This is a genomic window from Nocardioides sp. CPCC 205120 (assembly GCF_048654585.1).
In the GTDB taxonomy this organism is placed as follows: Bacteria; Actinomycetota; Actinomycetes; order Propionibacteriales; family Nocardioidaceae; genus Nocardioides.
Map to the genome: position 1 here is coordinate 2,124,069 of NZ_JBMCYY010000001.1, position 16,928 is coordinate 2,140,996.

General features: G+C 72.3%; 15 protein-coding genes and 1 pseudogene. 10 read left to right on the top strand and 6 right to left on the bottom strand.

Annotated elements, in window-relative coordinates:
• Window positions 1-72 precede the first annotated feature (72 nt).
• The 4 genes from trpS to ACOACO_RS09940 are packed head-to-tail and all read left to right on the top strand — an operon-like array spanning window position 73 to window position 2,985.
• Window positions 73-1,116, top strand: coding sequence for a tryptophan--tRNA ligase (gene trpS / locus ACOACO_RS09925; protein WP_420296059.1), 1,044 nt, complete (start codon window positions 73-75; stop codon window positions 1,114-1,116).
• A gap of 10 nt (window positions 1,117-1,126) precedes the next feature.
• Window positions 1,127-1,648, top strand: a complete 522-nt coding sequence (locus ACOACO_RS09930) for a 2'-5' RNA ligase family protein (protein WP_420296060.1) — start codon at window positions 1,127-1,129, stop codon at window positions 1,646-1,648.
• A 1-nt stretch (window position 1,649) separates the two neighbouring features.
• Window positions 1,650-2,699, top strand: a complete 1,050-nt coding sequence (locus ACOACO_RS09935) for a YihY/virulence factor BrkB family protein (protein WP_420296061.1) — start codon at window positions 1,650-1,652, stop codon at window positions 2,697-2,699.
• A 43-nt stretch (window positions 2,700-2,742) separates the two neighbouring features.
• On the top strand, window positions 2,743-2,985 hold the full coding sequence (locus ACOACO_RS09940) for an SCO4848 family membrane protein (RefSeq protein WP_420296062.1): 243 nt from the start codon (window positions 2,743-2,745) through the stop codon (window positions 2,983-2,985).
• 165 nt (window positions 2,986-3,150) lie between these two features.
• Here ACOACO_RS09940 and ACOACO_RS09945 read toward each other — a convergent pair whose 3' ends face one another.
• The 4 genes from ACOACO_RS09945 to ACOACO_RS09960 form a co-directional block, all read right to left on the bottom strand.
• Window positions 3,151-3,894 carry a succinate dehydrogenase/fumarate reductase iron-sulfur subunit gene (locus tag ACOACO_RS09945; RefSeq protein WP_420296063.1) on the bottom strand — a complete coding sequence of 248 codons (744 nt, stop codon included), beginning with the start codon at window positions 3,892-3,894 and terminating at the stop codon, window positions 3,151-3,153.
• Entirely contained in the window at window positions 3,891-5,915 is a 2,025-nt protein-coding gene (locus tag ACOACO_RS09950; RefSeq protein WP_420296064.1) for a fumarate reductase/succinate dehydrogenase flavoprotein subunit, read from the bottom strand. Before ACOACO_RS09950 ends, ACOACO_RS09945 begins: the two co-directional genes overlap by 4 nt.
• Before the next feature lie 13 nt (window positions 5,916-5,928).
• Window positions 5,929-6,642 carry a succinate dehydrogenase cytochrome b subunit gene (locus ACOACO_RS09955; protein ID WP_420296065.1) on the bottom strand — a complete coding sequence of 238 codons (714 nt, stop codon included), beginning with the start codon at window positions 6,640-6,642 and terminating at the stop codon, window positions 5,929-5,931.
• A 137-nt stretch (window positions 6,643-6,779) separates the two neighbouring features.
• Window positions 6,780-7,871, bottom strand: a complete 1,092-nt coding sequence (locus ACOACO_RS09960) for a glycosyltransferase (RefSeq protein ID WP_420296066.1) — start codon at window positions 7,869-7,871, stop codon at window positions 6,780-6,782.
• Window positions 7,872-8,008: 137 nt separating this feature from the next.
• Between ACOACO_RS09960 and ACOACO_RS09965 the strand changes: the two genes are divergently transcribed.
• The 6 genes and pseudogenes from ACOACO_RS09965 to ACOACO_RS09990 form a co-directional block, all read left to right on the top strand.
• On the top strand, window positions 8,009-9,796 hold the full coding sequence (locus tag ACOACO_RS09965) for a methylmalonyl-CoA mutase family protein (protein ID WP_420296067.1): 1,788 nt from the start codon (window positions 8,009-8,011) through the stop codon (window positions 9,794-9,796).
• Window positions 9,793-11,961: a methylmalonyl-CoA mutase gene (gene scpA / locus ACOACO_RS09970; protein WP_420296068.1), complete on the top strand. Its 2,169-nt coding sequence runs from the start codon at window positions 9,793-9,795 to the stop codon at window positions 11,959-11,961. Before ACOACO_RS09965 ends, scpA begins: the two co-directional genes overlap by 4 nt.
• A 6-nt stretch (window positions 11,962-11,967) precedes the next feature.
• Window positions 11,968-12,975 (top strand): methylmalonyl Co-A mutase-associated GTPase MeaB, encoded by a 1,008-nt coding sequence (meaB, locus tag ACOACO_RS09975; protein ID WP_420296069.1) that lies wholly within the window; start codon window positions 11,968-11,970, stop codon window positions 12,973-12,975.
• A 26-nt stretch (window positions 12,976-13,001) separates the two neighbouring features.
• Complete coding sequence (locus ACOACO_RS09980) at window positions 13,002-14,177, top strand: amidohydrolase (RefSeq protein WP_420296070.1); 1,176 nt, start codon at window positions 13,002-13,004, stop codon at window positions 14,175-14,177.
• Between the two features lie 210 nt (window positions 14,178-14,387).
• Complete coding sequence (locus ACOACO_RS09985; RefSeq protein WP_420296071.1) at window positions 14,388-15,434, top strand: BMP family lipoprotein; 1,047 nt, start codon at window positions 14,388-14,390, stop codon at window positions 15,432-15,434.
• Between the two features lie 119 nt (window positions 15,435-15,553).
• Window positions 15,554-15,826 (top strand): annotated as a pseudogene (locus tag ACOACO_RS09990) (ATP-binding cassette domain-containing protein); the annotation flags it as partial.
• Here ACOACO_RS09990 and ACOACO_RS09995 read toward each other — a convergent pair.
• Window positions 15,826-16,365 (bottom strand): SPFH domain-containing protein, encoded by a 540-nt coding sequence (locus tag ACOACO_RS09995; RefSeq protein WP_420296072.1) that lies wholly within the window; start codon window positions 16,363-16,365, stop codon window positions 15,826-15,828. The pseudogene ACOACO_RS09990 and the gene ACOACO_RS09995 sit on opposite strands and share 1 nt — an antisense overlap.
• 82 nt (window positions 16,366-16,447) lie before the next feature.
• Window positions 16,448-16,900, bottom strand: a complete 453-nt coding sequence (locus ACOACO_RS10000; protein ID WP_420296073.1) for a MaoC family dehydratase — start codon at window positions 16,898-16,900, stop codon at window positions 16,448-16,450.
• Between the last annotated feature and the right edge of the window lie 28 nt (window positions 16,901-16,928).

A 16,928-nucleotide genomic window follows, 5' to 3' on the forward strand; every position in this document is an offset into this window, starting at 1 on the left:
CCGTCGGGCCCTCGTCGGGTCCCGCCCGAGCCCGGTGCGGGGCGCCCGCGGCCGGGTGGTTGAATCGTGCGCATGTCTGCGCAGACCCAGGAAGCCTCGTCCCCGGGCGGGTCGCTGCCGCGGGTCCTCTCGGGGATCCAGCCGACGGCCGACTCGTTCCACTTCGGGAACTACCTCGGCGCGCTGCGGCAGTGGGTGAGCCTGCAGGAGGACCACGAGCCGTTCTACATGGTGGTCGACCTCCACGCGATCACCGTCGAGCACGACCCGCGGCTGCTGCGCGAGCGCACCTACCGCTCCGCCGCCCAGCTGCTCGCGATGGGCGTCGACCCCGCCCGCTCGTCGCTCTTCGTGCAGTCGCACGTGCCCGCCCACGCGCAGCTGGCCTGGGTGCTCAACAGCATCACGGCATTCGGCGAGGCGCGGCGCATGACGCAGTTCAAGGACAAGTCGGCCAAGGGCGGTGAGGGGGCGGCGAGCGTCGGCCTCTTCACCTACCCGATCCTGCAGGCGGCCGACATCCTGCTGTACCGACCGGCGTACGTGCCCGTGGGGGAGGACCAGCGCCAGCACCTCGAGCTGACCCGCGACCTCGCCCACCGGTTCAACACCCGCTACAAGAAGACGTTCCGCCTGCCGGAGCCCTACATCCTGCGCGAGACGGCGAAGATCTACGACCTGCAGAACCCGACGGCGAAGATGAGCAAGTCGGCGTCCTCGCCCGCCGGCATCATCGACCTGCTCGACGAGCCGAAGGTGAGCGCGAAGAAGATCCGCTCCGCGGTGACGGACTCCGAGGCCGTGGTGGCGTTCGACCCCGAGGCCAAGCCCGGGGTGTCGAACCTGCTGTCCATCTTCTCGGCGCTGACGGGCCGCGGCGTGCACGAGATCGCCGCCGACTACGAGGGCCGGGGGTACGGCGACCTCAAGGGCGACCTCGCCGACGTCGTCGTGGCGTTCGTGACGCCGCTGCGGGAGCGGACCCTCGAGCTCCTCGACGACCGGGCCCGCCTCGACGAGGTGCTGGCCGCGGGCGCGCAGCGGGCCCGCGAGGTCGCGGACCGCACGCTCGCGGACGTCTACGAGCGCGTCGGCTTCGTTCGACCCCTCGGCTAGGGTCGACGCCGTGCCCACGATCGGAGTAGCCCTCGCGATCCCGGAGCCCTGGGGGGCCCAGCTCCAGGACTACCGCCGTTCCCTGGGGGACGCCACCGCGGACCTCATCCCCACCCACGTCACCCTCATCCCGCCGACCGAGGTCGCCGCGGACGAGCTCGCGGCCGTGTCCGACCACCTCGCGGCGGTCGCGACGCAGCACCGCGGCTTCCGGGTACACCTGCGCGGCACCGGCACGTTCCGTCCGGTCTCCCCGGTGGTGTTCGTGACGGTCGCGGAGGGCATCGCGGAGACCGAGCAGCTGGCCGCCTCGCTGCGGCGGGGCCCGCTGGAGGTGGACCTCAGCTTCCCGTACCACCCGCACGTCACGGTGGCCCACCACCTCGACGACGACCGCCTGGACCGCGCGTTCAAGGAGCTGGCGGCCTTCGAGTGCGTCTTCGAGGTGGCGATGTTCCACCTCTACGTCCACGACGAGAGCACCGGCTGGCGCCGCAGCGACGACTTCGCGCTGCAGCGACGGGACGGCTGAGGTGGCCGGCCCGAAGGAACGGGTCGTCGTCTGGCTGGCCGAGCAGCGCACGGCCCACCCGTGGCTCGACCACGTGGTGCGGATGCAGCGCCACTACGGGGCGGTGAAGGGCAACACCCAGGCCGGGGCCGTCACCTTCTTCGGGTTCCTCTCCTTCTTCCCCCTGCTGGCGCTGGCGTTCTTCCTCGTCGGCTACCTGGCGCGCATCTACCCGGACGCGCAGCAGGACCTGGTCGACGCCATCTCGGGCATCTTCCCCGGGATGATCGGCTCGGACGAGGGCCAGATCTCCATCGCCGACTTCGAGGAGGTGGCGGGCACCGCCGGGGTCATCGGCCTGCTGGGCGTCCTCTACTCGGGCCTGGGGTGGCTCTCGGGGCTGCGCGAGTCGCTCATGGTGGTGTTCGAGGAGCCGGCGAAGGAGCAGCCGAGCTTCCTCAAGGGCAAGCTGCGCGACCTGCTGACGCTCCCCGCCATCGGGGTCATCCTGCTCACCAGCGTCGCGATCTCCAGCGGCGTCAACGCGTTCTCCTCGGAGGTGCTCGACCTCGTCGGGCTGGGCGACGAGCTCTCGTGGCTGCTGCGCGTCATCACCGTCGTGATCGGCATCGGCGCCAGCTCGCTGCTCTTCACCGCGATCTTCACGTTGCTCGTCAAGCCCGACATCCCGCGCTTCGACCTCTGGAAGGGCGCGCTGCTGGGCGCCGTCGGCTTCGAGGTGCTCAAGCAGGTCGCCGGCGTGCTCCTCAGCGCGACCAAGGGCCAGCCCGCCTTCCAGGCCTTCGGCATCGCGCTGATCCTCCTCGTGTGGATCAACTACTTCTCCCGGGTGGTCATGTACGCCGCCTCCTGGGCGCACACCTCCACGTCGGCCCGGCTGCGCCGCGAGCACGCGGCCGCGCTCGAGGAGGCCCGCCTGGCCGCCCTGCGGGTCGACCTCGACAAGGACGACGAGCGGGAGCTGACCACCAACCAGGTCGCCGCGCGGTCGTTCGCGCTCGGCGCCGGCACCGTGCTGGGCTTCCTCACCCTGCTGCGGCGCGCCCGCTGAGGCGTGGCACGATGACCCCTCCGACGAGGTGAAGGGGTCCGGGATGAGGTTCGAGCGCAAGCACGCCGTGCTCCTGCTGGCGGTCGCGGTGTGGAACGTCGTGACCTTTGGCAACTTCGCGCGCAACCTGGCCTCGGCGTGGTCCGCGGGGGAGGAGCGCGCCACCGGCTACTGGGTCGCCCACTCCGTGCTCGTGGTCGTCAACCTGCTCATCGCGGCCGTCCTCGGCCGCCTCGGGCTCCAGGCCCTCAGGGCCACCCGCCGGGAGACCACGACCACCCCGTGACCTCTCCGTGACCTCTCCGTGACCTTCGTGACCGCTCCGTGACCTGAGCCGGCCGCTCACGGGACCGGTGACGGGCACGCCGTACCCCCGGCGGACGTCGAACGGCCCGCCCGGGGGGAGTCCCCGGACGGGCCGAACGTCACGTCGTACGACGCGGGAGCCGCCTCAGCGGCCCTTGACCATCGCGGTGCGGAGGTCCTTGTTGAGCTGGCTGATGACGTCCAGCGGGATCTCCTTGGGGCACGCCGCGGCGCACTCGCCGATGTTCGTGCACCCGCCGAAGCCGTCGTGGTCGTGCTGGCCGACCATGCCGATCACGCGGGAGTAGCGCTCCGGCTGACCCTGCGGCAGCTCACCGAGGTGGGTGATCTTCGCGCCGAGGAACAGCGAGGCGGAGCCGTTCGGGCAGGCCGCGACGCAGGCGCCGCAGCTGATGCAGGTGGCGACGTCGAAGGCGCGGTCGGCCTTCTTCTTCTCCACCGGGGCGGCGTGCGCGTCGGGCGCGGAGCCGGTGTTGGCGGAGATGTAGCCACCGGCCTGCACCATGCGGTCGAGCGCCGAGCGGTCCACGCACAGGTCCTTGAGCACGGGGAACGAGTCCGCGCGCCAGGGCTCGATCGTGATCTCGTCGCCGTCCTTGAAGGACCGCATGTGCAGCTGGCAGGTCGTGGTGACCTCCGGGCCGTGCGCCTCGCCGTTGATCATCAGGCCGCACATGCCGCAGATGCCCTCGCGACAGTCGGAGTCGAACGCGATCGGCTCCTCGCCGGTCGTGTTCAGCTTCTCGTTGAGGACGTCGAGCATCTCCAGGAAGCTCATGTCCTCGGAGACGCCATCGAGCTCGTAGGTGTGCATCGCTCCGGCGGTCGCCGTGTTCGGCTGGCGCCAGATCTTCAGGGTCAACTTCACTTGTAGCTCCGCTGCTTCATCTCGATGGCGGTGTAGATCAGGTCTTCCTTGTGGAGCACGGGCTGGCCGTCCTCGCCCCCCCACTCCCAGGCGGCGACGTAGGCGAACTCGTCGTCGTGACGCAGCGCCTCGCCGTCCTCGGTCTGGGACTCACCGCGGAAGTGGCCGCCGCAGGACTCGCGGCGGTTGAGGGCGTCGATGCACATGAGCTCCCCGAGCTCGATGAAGTCGGCGACGCGGCCGGCCTTCTCGAGGCTCTGGTTGATGCCGTCCGCCGTGCCGAGCACCTTGAGGTTGCTCCAGAAGTCGGCCTTGAGCTCGCGGATCATGTCGATCGCCTTGCGCAGGCCCTCCTCCGTGCGCTCCATGCCGCAGTACTCCCACATGATGTTGCCGAGCTCCTTGTGGTAGCTGTCGGCGGAGCGGGTGCCGTTCATCGACATGAAGGTGTTGATGCGGGCCTCGACGGACTCGCGGGCGGCGACGACCTCGGGGTGGTCCTCCGGGACCTTCGGGAACGGGCCGTCCGCGAGGTAGTCGCGGATGGTGTTCGGCAGCACGAAGTAGCCGTCGGCGAGACCCTGCATCAGGGCCGAGGCACCGAGGCGGTTCGCGCCGTGGTCGGAGAAGTTGGCCTCGCCGGTCACGTAGAGCCCGGTGATGTTCGACTGCAGGTCGTAGTCGACCCACAGGCCGCCCATGACGTAGTGGACCGCGGGGTAGATGCGCATCGGCACCTCGTACGGGTCCTCGCCGGTGATGCGGGCGTACATGTCGAACAGGTTGCCGTACTTCGTCTCGACCGCCTCGCGACCCATGCGCGCGATGGCGTCGGCGAAGTCGAGGTACACCCCGCGGCGGAAGTCGCCGACGACCGGGCCGACGCCGCGACCCTCGTCGCAGACGTTCTTGGCCTGGCGCGAGGCGATGTCGCGGGGGACCAGGTTGCCGAAGCTGGGGTAGATCCGCTCCAGGTAGTAGTCGCGGTCCTCCTCCGGGATGTCCCGCGGGTCCTTGTCGCAGTCCTCGCGGTTCTTCGGCACCCAGATGCGACCGTCGTTGCGCAGCGACTCCGACATCAGGGTCAGCTTCGACTGGAAGTCGCCCGAGACCGGGATGCAGGTGGGGTGGATCTGCGTGTAGCAGGGGTTGGCCATGTAGGCGCCCTTGCGGTGCGCACGCCACGTGGCGGTGACGTTCGAGCCCATCGCGTTGGTCGACAGGTAGAAGACGTTGCCGTAGCCGCCGGTGGCGAGCACGACGACGTCCGCGAGGTGCGTCTCGATCTCGCCGGTCACCATGTCGCGCGCGATGATCCCGCGGGCACGGCCGTCGACGACGATCAGCTCCAGCATCTCGTGGCGCGTGTACTGCTTCACCGTGCCGGCCGCGACCTGGCGCTCCATGGCCTGGTAGGCGCCGATGAGCAGCTGCTGGCCCGTCTGGCCGCGGGCGTAGAACGTGCGGGACACCTGCACGCCGCCGAAGGAGCGGTTGTCGAGCAGGCCGCCGTACTCGCGGGCGAAGGGCACGCCCTGCGCGACGCACTGGTCGATGATGTTCGCGCTGACCTCGGCCAGGCGGTACACGTTCGACTCGCGGCTGCGGTAGTCGCCGCCCTTGACCGTGTCGTAGAAGAGGCGGAACGTCGAGTCGCCGTCCTCCTTGTAGTTCTTCGCCGCGTTGATGCCGCCCTGGGCCGCGATCGAGTGGGCGCGGCGCGGGGAGTCCTGGTAGCAGAAGGACTTCACGTTGTAGCCGGCCTCGCCGAGCGTGGCGGCGGCGGCGCCGCCGGCCAGGCCCGTGCCGACCATGATGATGTCGAGCTTGCGGCGGTTGGCCGGGTTGACCAGGCGGTTCTCGAACTTGCGGGTGGTCCAGCGGTCCTTGATGGGACCCGTCGGCGCCTTCGCGTCGACGAGCTTGTCGCCGAGCACGTAGTAGCCGTGGGCGTCGTCCGACTTCTGCTCGGGAGCGACGTTGAGCGGGGCGAGGCCCTCGTGGAGGGTGGATCCAGCCATGGTCGGGACTCCCTTACTTCTCGATGATGCCGAAGAGCACGGCCAGCGGGACGAGCGAGAAACCGCCGGCGACGACGACGGCCAGCACCAGGCCGGCCTGCTTCGCCCGGCGACGCGCCGCGGCCGTGTTGGTGTAGCCCAGCGTCTGGATCGCGCTCCAGGTGCCGTGGTGGAGGTGGAGCGCGAGCGCCACCATCGCCACCAGGTAGATCACCGTGAGCCACCAGACCTCGAAGGACTCGACCATCAGCGTGTAGGGGTCGCCCGCGGCGCTGCCGGTCTCGCCGGTGGCCACGTTCACCTTCCCGAAGCTGAAGTTCACGAGGTGCCAGATGATGAAGAGGAGCAGCGCCGCCCCGCCCCAGCGCATGGTGCGCGAGGACAGCGAGGACGCCACGTTCTTCTTGACCTGGTAGCGGGTGCTGCGGGCCCGGCGGTTGCGGTTCGTCAGGAGCACGGCGGCCACCACGTGGGCCACGAGGGCCACGAGCAGCACGGTCCGGGCGATCCAGAGGAAGCCCTCGTACGGCAGGATCGGCTCGCCGAACTCGCGCAGGTGGTGCGCGTAGTCGTTGAACTTGTCCTGGCCGGAGAACGCCTTCAGGTTCCCGTACATGTGCGCGAGCACGTACGCGACGAAGAGGAGCCCGCTGGTCGCCATCACCAGCTTCAGCGCGATGGTCGAGCGTGTCGACCTGGGAGGAGAGACAAGGGTCGGGGTTGCCACGACCGGAACGCTACTCCCCCTACCAGGGGGTCAGTAACGAAGGTCGACCTCACCTCGTGTGACATATCCCCTGTTACCGACACGTTAACGATGGGGTACGGGCAGACCCCTCCCTGCGGTCCCCCCGGGGCCGCGGGTCAGGCCGGCGCGAGGTGCGGGGCGTCGAGGACCGACGCGTAGTGCCGCTCGACGAGCTCGTCCACGGCGTCGTGCCAGGAGCGCTGCAGCGCCAGCTCGCGACCGTGGGCACCCATGAGGCCGCGGTGCCGGTCGGCCGTGACCGCCTCGACGGCGTCGCGCAGGCCGCGGGGCGTGGACGGGTCGAACAGCAGCCCGGACTCCAGGTGGGCGACCACGTCGCGGGCGCCGCCGGTGCGGGCGGCGACGACGGGTACGCCGGACGCGGCCGCCTCGCGCAGCGTGTGGGCGCACGTGAGGTGCTCGCCGGGGTGCACGAGCACGTCGAGGGAGGCGACCGCGGTCGTCAGGTCGCCGGCGGTCAGCGGTCCGGCGAGCTTGGCGCCGGGGCCGGTGACCCCGGCCAGGCGGTGGGTGAGCCACTCCCGCTGCGAGCCCTGGCCCACCACGACGAGCCGGGTGCCGGGGACGGCGGCGACCTCGGGCAGACGTCGTACCCCGTGGTCCTTCTCGAGCGCGCCGACGTAGCCGACGACGACCCGCGGGCCGCCCCGCGACCGCGCCTTCGCCCACTTGTCGTGCAGCCACTCGTCGCGCAGGGCGGGGGTGAAGGCGGCGGTGTCGACGCCGGGGGACCACAGGTGGGCGTCGACGTCGAGGGCCGCGAGCCGGTCGACCATCCACCGGGCGGTGACGAGGACGCGGTCGGCGCGCTCGGCGACCTTGGCCTGCCACAGCGGGGCGGCCAGGTCGCTCACCGGGGTCTGCTGCACGACGACGGTGGGCACGTCGAGTCGCCGGGCGTGCTTGAGGGCCTTGCGGCCGATGGTCGGGCCCAGCTCCAGGCTCGAGGTGACGTGCACGAGGTCGGGGGCGAAGCCCTCCAGGGCCGCCCGCACCTGGCGCCCCGGCTTGTCCAGGGCCCGCACGCGCACGATCTCGACCCCGCGGTACGACGTCAGCCCCGGCGCCGGCGCGACGAGGCGCACGGTGTGGCCGCGGTCGACGAGCCGGTCGAGGAGGTTGCGCACCGTCGTGGTCGTGCCGTCGGTGGCCGGGTAGAAGGACTCGGTCACGAGCGCGATCCGCATGAGTCCGAGAGTGGGAGGACGCCACGACGGGGGAGTGGCCGCGGCGTGACCGCCGGGTGAACGGGCCCGCGGGCCGCGGTGCCTGATTCGTGGGACCCGGTGTCGCGACGTCCGTCACACCTTCTATGGTTCGCACCATGACCGAAGTGGAGGGTGGGCTCGACGAGCCGACCGAGCTGCAGCCGGAGCAGGGCGCCCTCGCGCTCGCGGACGCCGCGACCGACCGGTGGACCCGTGCGGACTGGGAGGCCGAGGCCGCGCGCGTCCTGCGCAAGGCCCGTCGCCTGGGCGAGGACGACCCCGACGAGCTGGTCTGGCAGCGGCTGACGCGCCGCACGCTGGACGGCATCGAGGTCACCCCGCTGGGCACGCCGGAGTCCGTGGCCGACCTGGCGACGCAGGGCCGCCCGACCCGCACGGGCCCGTGGGACGTCCGCGCGCACCTCGGCGCCGTCGGCCTCGACGCCCGCGCCGGCAACGAGACGCTGCTCGCCGACCTCGAGGGCGGCGTGACCTCGCTGTGGCTCACGGTCGACGCCGCCACGGACCTGCCCGCCCTGCTGGCCGGGGTCTACCTCGACCTGGCCCCGGTCGTGCTGGACGCGCCGAGCGACCCGGTCGGCGCGGCCCGCGCCTTCCTCGCGTACCTCGAGGCCACGGAGCCCGCGGCCGGCACCAACCTCGGCGTCGCCGCCCTGGCCCCCGAGGACGCGCTGCTGGAGGTCGTCGGCCTCGCCCGCGAGGCCGGTGTGCTGGGCGTCGTCGTCGACGCCACCGTCGTCCACGACCGAGGGGCCTCGGACGCGCAGGAGCTGGCCTGGTCGCTGGCCGCCGGCGCCCGCGTCCTGCGGGTGCTGACCGGTGCGGGGGTGCCGCTCGCCGAGGCGGCCGGCCTGGTGGAGTTCCGCTACGCGGTCACCGACGAGCAGTTCCCCGGCATCGCCAAGCTGCGGGCCGCCCGCCGCCTGTGGGCCCGCCTCGTCGAGCTGAGCGAGGACGTCGAGGGCGAGGCCGCCGCGGTGCAGCAGCGCCAGCACGCGGTGACGAGCCGGCCCATGATGAGCCGCTACGACCCCTACGTGAACATGCTGCGCACCACCGTCGCCGCGTTCGCCGCGGGCGTCGGTGGCGCCGAGTCGGTGACGGTGCTGCCCTTCGACTCCCCGCTGGGCCGGCCGGAGGCCTTCGGCCGCCGCATCGCGCGGAACACCTCCCACCTGCTCATCGACGAGTCCCACCTCGGGAAGGTGGCCGACCTCGCGGGCGGCGCCTACGCGGTCGAGCGCCTCACCGACGACCTGGCCCTCGCGGCGTGGGCGCTCCTGCCCCGGCTCGACGCCGCGCTGCAGTCCGGCGGCCTCGACGGGCTCGACGCCGTCGTCGAGGAGCTGGTCGCGGCGACGGTGGCCGAGCGGGAGCAGCAGGTCGCGACGCGCAAGCGCCCGCTCACGGGCCTCTCGGAGTTCCCGAACCCGGCCGAGGTGCTTCCCGAGCGCGAGCCCGACGGCGCCTGGGACGGCGTGCGCCCGTACGGCGCGAGCTTCGAGGCCCTGCGCGACGCCCCGGCGGCGCGACCGGTCTTCCTCGCCACGATGGGCACGGTCGCGGCGCACACCGCCCGGGCCACGTTCGCCAGCAACCTGCTGGCCGCCGGCGGCATCGCCGTCGAGGTGGCGGGCCCGACCGACGGGCCCGACGCGCTCGTCGCGGCGTACACGGCGGCGGGCAGCCCGCCCGTGGTGTGCCTGGCCGGGTCGGACGCGACGTACGCGGAGTGGGGGGAGCAGGCCGCCGCGGCGCTGCGGGAGGCGGGAGCCACCCGCGTCGTGATCGCGGGCAGGCCGACCGACCACACCGACGACTCCTGCGCGGTGGGCGTGGACGCCCTCGCGTTCCTCACCCGGACGAGGGAGCACCTGGCATGAGCGTTCCGAAGAGCTTCGAGGGCCTCGACCTGCGCGGCGGCCGGGCCGTCGCGCCGCCCACCGACGGCGAGGCGTGGACCTCCCCGGAGGGCATCGAGGTCAAGCCGGCCTACGGCCCCGAGGACGTGGCGGGCCTCGACGCGCTCGACACGTGGCCGGGCCTGAGCCCGTTCCTGCGCGGGCCGTACCCGACCATGTACACGACGCAGCCGTGGACCATCCGGCAGTACGCCGGGTTCTCCACCGCCGAGGAGTCGAACGCCTTCTACCGCCGCAACCTCGCGGCCGGCCAGAAGGGCCTCTCCGTCGCCTTCGACCTCGCCACCCACCGCGGCTACGACTCCGACCACCCGCGCGTGCGCGGCGACGTCGGCATGGCCGGCGTGGCGATCGACTCGATCTACGACACCCGCACGCTCTTCGACGGCATCCCGCTCGACGAGATGAGCGTGTCGATGACCATGAACGGCGCCGTGCTGCCGGTGCTGGCCCTCTACATCGTCGCGGCCGAGGAGCAGGGGGTGGCGCCGGAGAAGCTGGCCGGGACCATCCAGAACGACATCCTCAAGGAGTTCATGGTCCGCAACACCTACATCTACCCGCCGTCGCCGTCGATGCGGATCATCTCCGACATCTTCAGCTTCACGTCGGCGCGGATGCCGCGGTTCAACTCGATCTCCATCTCCGGCTACCACATGCAGGAGGCCGGGGCGACGGCCGACCTCGAGCTGGCCTACACGCTCGCGGACGGCGTGGAGTACATCCGCGCCGGCCTCGAGGCGGGGCTCGACATCGACGTGTTCGCGCCGCGGCTCTCCTTCTTCTGGGCCATCGGCATGAACTTCTCGATGGAGGTCGCCAAGCTGCGCGCGGCCCGCGCCCTGTGGGCCCGGCTCGTGCGGCAGTTCGACCCGAAGAACCCCAAGTCGCTGTCGCTGCGCACCCACTCGCAGACCTCCGGGTGGTCGCTGACCGCCCAGGACGTGTTCAACAACGTGGGCCGCACCTGCATCGAGGCCATGGCCTCGACCCAGGGCCACACCCAGAGCCTGCACACGAACGCGCTCGACGAGGCCATCGCCCTGCCGACCGACTTCTCCGCGCGGATCGCGCGCAACACCCAGCTGCTGCTGCAGCAGGAGTCGGGCACGACGGGAACCATCGACCCCTGGGCGGGCTCCTACTACCTGGAGCGCCTCACCCACGACCTCGCCGAGCGCGCCTGGGCCCACATCTCCGAGGCCGAGGCCGCGGGCGGCATGGCGCAGGCCATCGAGCAGGGCATCCCGAAGATGCGCATCGAGGAGGCGGCGGCGCGCACCCAGGCGCGCATCGACGCCGGCGCCCAGAAGGTCATCGGCGTCAACACGCACCGCCTGGCCGCCGAGGACAGGCTCGACGTCCTCAAGGTCGACAACGACGACGTCTACCGCCGCCAGGTCGCCAAGCTCGAGCGCCTGCGCGCCGAGCGCGACGACGACGCCGTGCGGCGCTCGCTGGAGGCCCTGACGAACGCGGCCGGCTCGCAGCCCGGCCCGGCGCTGGAGGGCAACCTCCTCGCGCTCGCCGTGGACGCGGCGCGGGCCAAGGCCACCGTCGGGGAGATCTCCGACGCGCTGGAGAAGGTCTACGGGCGCCACCAGGCCGTGATCCGTACGATCTCGGGCGTGTACCGCGACGAGTCGACGCTGGGCGAGGACGGCAGCGGGCCCGTGCGGCGCGTGCTCGCGGAGACCGCCGAGTTCGAGGAGGCGGAGGGCCGGCGCCCGCGGATCCTCGTCGCCAAGATGGGCCAGGACGGTCACGACCGCGGCCAGAAGGTGATCGTCTCCGCGTTCGCCGACATGGGCTTCGACGTCGACGTGGGGCCGCTGTTCTCCACGCCCGAGGAGGTCGCCCAGCAGGCGGTGGACGCCGACGTGCACATCGTCGGCGTCAGCTCGCTCGCGGCCGGCCACCTCGTCCTCCTGCCGGCGCTGCGTGCCGCGCTCGCCGAGCAGGGCCGCGACGACATCATGGTCGTCATCGGGGGCGTGATCCCGCCCGACGACGTGCCGACCCTCAAGGAGATGGGCGCGGCGTCGGTGTTCCTCCCGGGCACGGTGATCGCCGAGTCGGCGCTCGACCTGCTGGCCAAGCTGCGCGAGCAGCTCGGCCACGGCTGACCCGGCGTGCCGTCCGTCGAGGAGCTGCTCGAGGGCATCCGCTCGGGACGCCGCGCCGCGGTGTCCCGGGCGATCACCCTCGTGGAGTCGTCCCGCCCGCAGCACCGCGAGCAGGCGCGCGAGCTGCTGACCGCGCTCGCCGGTGACGCGGGCACGGGGGACTCGGGCGGCCCGGGCGGCCCAGGCGGCTCGGGCGTCGTGCGGGTCGGGATCTCGGGCGTGCCCGGGGTGGGCAAGTCGACGTTCATCGAGGCGCTGGGGTCGCGGCTGACCGCCGAGGGCCACCGCGTGGGCGTGCTGGCCGTCGACCCCTCCAGCGTGCGGACCGGCGGGTCGGTGCTGGGGGACAAGACCCGCATGGGCCGCCTGGCCGCCGACCCGGGCGCGTTCATCCGTCCCTCGCCGTCCGCCGGGACGCTCGGCGGTGTCGCCCGGGCGACCGTGCAGGCCATGGCGGTGCTCGAGGCGGCGGGGTACGACGTGGTGCTCGTCGAGACGGTCGGCGTCGGGCAGTCGGAGATCACCGTGGCCGGGATGGTCGACACCTTCCTGTTCCTCACGCTGGCCCGCACCGGCGACCAGCTGCAGGGCATCAAGAAGGGCATCCTCGAGATCGCCGACGTCATCGCGGTCAACAAGGCCGACGGCGACCGCGAGCAGGAGGCGCGCGTCGCGGCGCGCGAGCTCGCCGGCGCGCTGCGCCTGGTGCGCGGCCACGACGAGTGGGCGCCCCCGGTGGTCACGTGCTCCGGCCTGACCGACGTGGGCGTCGACGACCTGTGGCAGCGCGTCCTCGGCCACCGCGACCACCTCGGCCCCGAGGGCCTGCGGCGCAAGCGCGCCGAGCAGCAGCTGGAGTTCACCTGGGCGCTGGTGCGCGACGAGCTCGAGCAGCGGCTGCGGCACTCCCCGGCGGTCCGTGCCGTGCGTGAGGACGTCCGCGCGGCCGTCCTCGCGGGGGACCTGCCGGCCACCGTCGCCGCCGACCGGATCCTGGCGGCGTACGACGCCTGAGGGGCGCGACGCTAGGGTCAGCCCTCGTGCACGCGACCTCCCAGATCCTGACGGCCCTCGCCGACGAGCTGGTGGCCCTGCGCCGGGACATCCACGCCCACCCCGAGCTGTCGTGGAACGAGCAGCGCACGACCACGCTCGTCACCGACCGCCTGAGCGCCGCCGGCATCCGCCACGAGCGGCTGTCCCGCACGGGCGTCATCGCCGAGGTCGGCACCGAGGGCCCCGTGGTCGCCCTGCGCGGCGACCTCGACGCCCTGCCCCTGGAGGACCGCTCGGGCCTGCCGTGGGCCAGCACCGTCACGGGCGTGGCGCACGCCTGCGGGCACGACGTGCACACCTCGGCGCTCCTCGGGGCGGCCCTGACGCTGCAGGAGCTGCACCACCGCGGGGAGCTGCGCGGGCGGGTGCGGCTGTTCTTCCAGCCCGCCGAGGAGGTCATGCCCGGCGGCGCGCTCGAGGTCGTGGCGGCCGGCGGGCTCGAGGACGTCGTCTCGATCTTCGCGCTGCACTGCGACCCCTCCGTCGACGTCGGCCAGGTGGGGCTCCGGGAGGGGCCCGTGACCGGGGCGGCCGACTCCCTCGTCGTCCACCTCAGCGGACGCGGCGGCCACAGCTCGCGGCCGCACCTCACCGAGGACCTGACCTTCGCGCTGGGCAAGCTGCTCACCGAGCTGCCGGCGGTGCTCTCGCGCCGGATCGACCCCCGGGCCGGTGCGAGCGTCGTGTGGGGCCACGTCGAGGCCGGCGTGGCACCGAACGTCATCCCCGTCGAGGGCCGGATGTCCGGCACGGTGCGGATGCTCGACGTCCAGGCGTGGGCGAGCGCCGAGGAGGTGGTGCGCCGCGCCGTGGGTCAGCTGGCCGAGCCGTACGGCGTGGAGGCGGTCGTGCACTACACCCGGGGCGTCCCGCCGGTCGACAACGACCCGGCCGCCACCGCCGTGCTGCGCCGGGCCGCACTGACGGTCCTCGGTCCGGACGGCGCCGTGGCGACCGTGCAGAGCCTCGGCGGCGAGGACTTCGGGTGGTACCTGCGGCACGTGCCGGGCGCCCTGGCGCGGCTGGGCACCCGCACGCCGGGCGGGCGCACCTACGACCTGCACCAGGGCGACCTGGTGGTGGACGAGCGGGCCATCGGCATCGGCGCCGCCCTGCTGGCCGAGACCGCCGTCGAGGCGCTCGCGGCCGCCTCCGCCTGACCTCGGACGTCGCCGTGGGCGGACCGACGAGCGTCTGACCGCTCTGCCGGCGTCCCGCAGACCCCGGAACATCACCCTCCGGTAACGAAGCGGCCATTCTCGGCCAACCGGTTCGCCCCGCCTACCACCACGAACTAGGGTGCGACGGTCGCGCCCGAGCGGATGGGCGCCCGATGCCCAGGAGGCAACCCCGTGAAGAGAAATGTTCGCATGGCCGCTGTGCTCGGAGCGTCGCTGACCCTGCTCCTCACCGCCTGCGGCGAGCGCGCGGACGAGGGTGGCTCGGACTCGAGCGGGTCCTCCTCGCCGTCGGAGACGCGCGAGGCCTCCGACGAGCAGTTCCCCGACTTCCTGGCCTGCATGGTGTCCGACTCCGGCGGCTTCGACGACCAGTCGTTCAACGAGACGTCGTACGCGGGCCTGCAGAGCGCCGCCGACATCTACGGCGTGCAGACCGCCGAGGCCGAGTCGACCGACCCCTCGCAGTTCGCGGACAACATCCAGGGCCTCATCGACGAGGGCTGCAACCAGATCACGACGGTCGGCTTCCTCCTCGGTGACGCGACGGCCGCCGCGGCGGCGGAGAACCCCGAGGTCGACTTCGCCATCGTGGACTTCGCCTACGACGCGCCGAGCGAGAACGTGAAGGGTCTCGTCTTCGACACGCTCTCCCCGTCGTTCCTCGCCGGCTACACGGCGGCCGCGACCTCCGAGTCCGGCGTCGTCGGCATGCTCGGCGGCCAGAACATCCCGACCGTGACCGACTTCATGGACGGCTTCGCCCAGGGTGTCGAGTACTACAACGAGGAGAAGGGCGCCGACGTCCAGGTCCTCGGCCAGGACTCCTTCACCGACAGCTTCGAGGACCAGACCGCCGGTCAGTCCATCGCGCAGCAGCTGATCGGCCAGGGCGCCGACGTCATCTTCCCCGTGGCCGGTCCGGCCGGTCTCGGCGCGCTGCAGGCGGCGCGCGACGCGGGCGCCTGGGGCATCTGGGTCGACACCGACGGCACCGAGTCGACGGAGTTCGGTGACATCCTGCTGACCTCCGTGGTCAAGGGCATGGACGTGGCGGTCGAGACGGCGATCTACGAGTCCGCCAGCGACACGTTCACCAACGAGGTCTTCGTCGGTACGCTCGAGAACGAGGGTGTCGGTCTGGCCGAGTTCGGCGCGGACGTCAGCGACGAGACCGCGAGCGAGATCGACGACCTGCGCCAGCAGCTGATCGACGGCGAGATCCAGCTCGACGAGTGACACGGGGGTGGCGCGCGCGGCGCGCCACCGTCCAGTGATCACGACCTGATCAACGACCGTGGGTCGGGGGGCCGCAGCGTGCTGCGGCCCCCCGACCTGCGGCTGTCCCGGGAGTCCCCATGCGTCTCGAGATCCACGGCCTCACGAAGAGGTTCGGCACCTTCACGGCGAACGACGCGATCGACCTCGTCGTCGAGCCGGGGGAGGTGCACTGCCTGCTCGGCGAGAACGGTGCTGGCAAGTCGACCCTGATGAACATGCTCTACGGCCTGCTCGAGCCCACCGAGGGCAGGATCCTGCTCGACGGCGAGCCCGTCTCGTTCTCGGGGCCGGGCGACGCGCTCGCCGCCGGCATCGGCATGGTCCACCAGCACTTCATGCTGGTCCCCGTCTAGGGGTGGCGGGCCACGACCTGGCGCAGCGCCGACTCGGCCTGGCTCTCGATGAAGTCGCGGTAGTCGTCGACGGCGAAGTGGGCCTTCGCGGTGTCCTTCACCTGCCACACGACGATCGCGGAGACCTGCACGGGGGAGCCGTTGCGCTCGTTGACCTTCAGCGTCTCGGTCTCGAAGTTGAGCACCCGCACCGGCACCTTCGGGCGCAGCGTGAACGGCACCGTCCACGCGAGGCCCGTCCGGCGGATCGTGCCGAGGTAGTTGCCGAAGAACACCACCACGCGCGTCTCCCCGGGTGCCACCACCGCGAAGCCGGTCGACACCACGAGGGCGGCCAACAGGACCAGCACGCCCAGGCCGGTCAGCAGCGCGCCGGCGGCCCCCGGGTCGTCGGTCAGCCGGACGAGCCCGGCCACCAGGGCGGCCGTGCCGCCCGCCAGCATCAGCACGAACAGGCCCAGCACGGGCCAACCGCCGACGGCCGGGCTGCGCCGCTCGTCGATGTCGAGTCGCGTCTCGTCCTCGGTGATCGCCATGGTCGTCCCCCTCCTCGGCCGGCGTCCCTCGCCGGCCCTCGGGGAGAATCTAGCAGAGTGATAGCACTTTGCTAGAGCCGGCTCAGGGGAGCAGCAGCACGACGGTCTCGGCGACGCACGCGGGCTTGGCCTCGCCCTCGATCTCGATCGTGTAGCGCAGGAGCGCCTGCTTGCCGGCCGGGAGGTCGGCCACGTCGCCGAGCGCGACGTGCGCCCGCACGCGGCGCCCCACCAGCAGCGGCTGGGGGTACCGCACCTTGTTGACGCCGTAGTTGAGCTTGGCGCCGGGCGTCTCGAACGAGAAGACGAGGCTGCCGAGCCACGGCACGAGCGACAGCGTCAGGTAGCCGTGGGCGATGGTGCCGCCGAACGGGCCGGCGGCCGCGCGCTCGGCGTCGACGTGGATCCACTGGTGGTCCCCGGTCGCCTCGGCGAAGGTGTCGACCCGCTGCTGGTCGATGGTGACCCACTCCGACGTGCCGAGCTCCTCCCCGGCGGCGGCGGCGACCTCGTCGAGCGTCGTGAACGTGCGCATGCTGGCTCCTGTCGGGCTGGTGGGGGCT